The sequence below is a fragment of the Deferribacterota bacterium genome (assembly GCA_034189185.1).
In the GTDB taxonomy this organism is placed as follows: domain Bacteria; phylum Chrysiogenota; class Deferribacteres; order Deferribacterales; family UBA228; genus UBA228.
On the sequence record JAXHVM010000231.1, the window covers coordinates 1 to 2,294 of the forward strand.

The window sequence follows — 2,294 nt, forward strand, 5'->3', positions numbered from 1 at the left end:
ACCCACAGTTTTGCATTTTCAGCATTTCTTTGGAATTGTTTAGCTTCATCTATCGTCCTTTGAGTGCTTATTGCATCTGAGTAATTAACAGGGTCATTCTCTGGGTTAATAAGGTTCATACCCTTTGACACCTTCTCGCTTGCATCTAATATACTGTTAAGGTCTCTATTAATATTTTCTAAATTTTTGTAATTAAATGTATTAAAAGTCACTCTCATATTATCTCCCAACAATGCCCATATTATTTATAATTGTATCCATCATCTGATCGATTGCTGTAACCATTCTTGCATTGGCCTCATAAGCCTTTTGGAATTTCAACATATTTATAAATTCTTCATCCAAAGAAACACCTTTAACCTCATCTAGCTTAAGCTCCATCTGTCTTACAGCATAATCTTTTGTGCTTTTAAAAGATTTTATTTCAGAGATATCAGAAGCGATTTTTGTAGTTAAAACTGTGTAATAGCCTTCAATAGTCTGATTGTTTAAAGATTCAATACTCTTATATTTTAGATTAGCTAATGATAAAGCATTAGAATTATCCCCTGAAGAGACAAAGGAGTGCGTATTTAAATAGTTTAAATTTTCTTTTACAAGATCGTTAACTTTAATCTCCCCGCTTGAATCATCAATAAAAAAGGCATTAAATTGAAGTGCTGCTAATAAATTAGTTGTATCATTTTTAACAGCAAAGGTATAATCTTTTTCCCCTCTAACTTGCAATCTTCCATCTTCTGTCACTGAAGCGTGAATGGGTATATTTTTATCTTCATTTATTTCGCTAGCTATGCTGTTAAGAGAATCTACAGTTGGGTCTATATTTATGGAGATATCATCTATATGGTTTCCGCTACTATCAAAAATGCTAAATTGGACTGTTCCCTTTTGTATTTTATCTCCTATTATAGGATCATTAGTAAGTTTAGCATCTTTAGATAAAACTCCTTTTGCTGATGTTAGGCTATTGAAATAAGATTCTCCATAACCAGTGGTATATATCTTATTTGTTTCAAAAATAAGGGCTTCCTTTAAGTTATCTAATTTATCTGTATATTCTTTATAATAATTATCTCTAAGCTCTAATTCGCCTTTGATCTTCCCAGCTTTGATATTCGTTGTTATATTTATATTTTCACCATATTTTTCATTACCTAAAAATATATCATAATAATTTTCACTATTTTCCTTTAAAATTAATTTATTACTAACCAATCCATCAACTAGCGGATTATTGGCCACATATACAGACACCATTCCGTTGGCATGTTCAAATGTTGTTATATCAACCAATTCTGACAATTGATCTAATAACACATCCCTTCTATCTCTCAATTCGTTGGCTTTTTTATAATCATTTTCAATACTTACAATCTTTTTATTAATAGAAGCTATCTCATCCGCTAGCTCATTCGCTTTTTTTGTATAATCTTTTATTTTCTCATTGCTATCATTTCTCTGCCTCTCTATTGATTTGGCAGTTTCATTGATTTTATTAGTTAAAACTGATGCCTTATCAACTACAACTTCTTTCTTTGATAGGCTTTCTGCAGTATTATCAGGGGTAGTGTTTGCTAAGTCACTCCATGCATTAAAATATTCTTTAAATGAATCTCCAAGTCCGGCACCAATTTCTAATTCATTAAAATATATATTAACACTTTTTAATCCGTTTTCCATTGTGTCATACTGTTCATAATCAGATTTTTCATGCCTTAAATTTTTTGCAATTATATCACTATATACCCTTTTTGGATCCTCAGTTATAATAAGACCATTATCATTCTTTATTTCAACCCTCTGCCTTGAATAGCCTTCTGTATTAATATTGTTTATATTATTACCTGTAACATTTAAACCTGCCTGCGAACTTGCTAAACCTGCTGCAGCTTTATTTAAAGAATCATACATATTAACCATTTTCCACCTTAAACACTCTTTCTTATAATAGATATACTACTAGGATCAATTTTTTTATTTGCTGAATATGTTTTAGTCATACCTTTAACTGCCCTACTAAAAAATTCGTCTATTATTTTTATGTTATTTTTATACAGTATTTTAATTTTTGAGTTATAATCCTCTATACTATTTACTATATTCAATATGTCATTGCACAAACTTATAAAACATACCCTCTTTTCTTCATCGCAAATAAAATTTACTATATTTTCATATGTATATTTTGTATGATCTTGATCACCTGTTATCCTTTTTATAAAACCTATTCTTGCCTCTTCTAAAATTTTTTCTTTATAAAAAATATTCTCTTTTTTCTTGTTTATCGATATAAC

Annotated in this window: 3 protein-coding genes; all 3 read right to left on the bottom strand. The window is 29.4% G+C overall.

Translation table 11 applies throughout. The annotated features are described in order from the left end of the window. Window positions 1–218, bottom strand: a 218-nt coding sequence (locus tag SVN78_10285) for a hypothetical protein (protein ID MDY6821994.1), incomplete at its 3' end; no start/stop codon positions are given. A gap of 1 nt (window position 219) precedes the next feature. Then, window positions 220–1,920 carry a flagellar hook-associated protein FlgK gene (gene flgK / locus SVN78_10290; protein ID MDY6821995.1) on the bottom strand — a complete coding sequence of 567 codons (1,701 nt, stop codon included), beginning with the start codon at window positions 1,918–1,920 and terminating at the stop codon, window positions 220–222. A gap of 8 nt (window positions 1,921–1,928) precedes the next feature. Further along, a partial coding sequence (locus tag SVN78_10295) for a hypothetical protein (protein MDY6821996.1) occupies window positions 1,929–2,294 on the bottom strand: 366 nt, incomplete at its 5' end.

What these genes read in the sequence shown, in the direction of transcription:
- flgK (MDY6821995.1), bottom strand. Translation starts at nt 1,920, where the DNA reads ATGGTTAATATGTATGATTCTTTAAATAAAGCTGCAGCAGGTTTAGCA.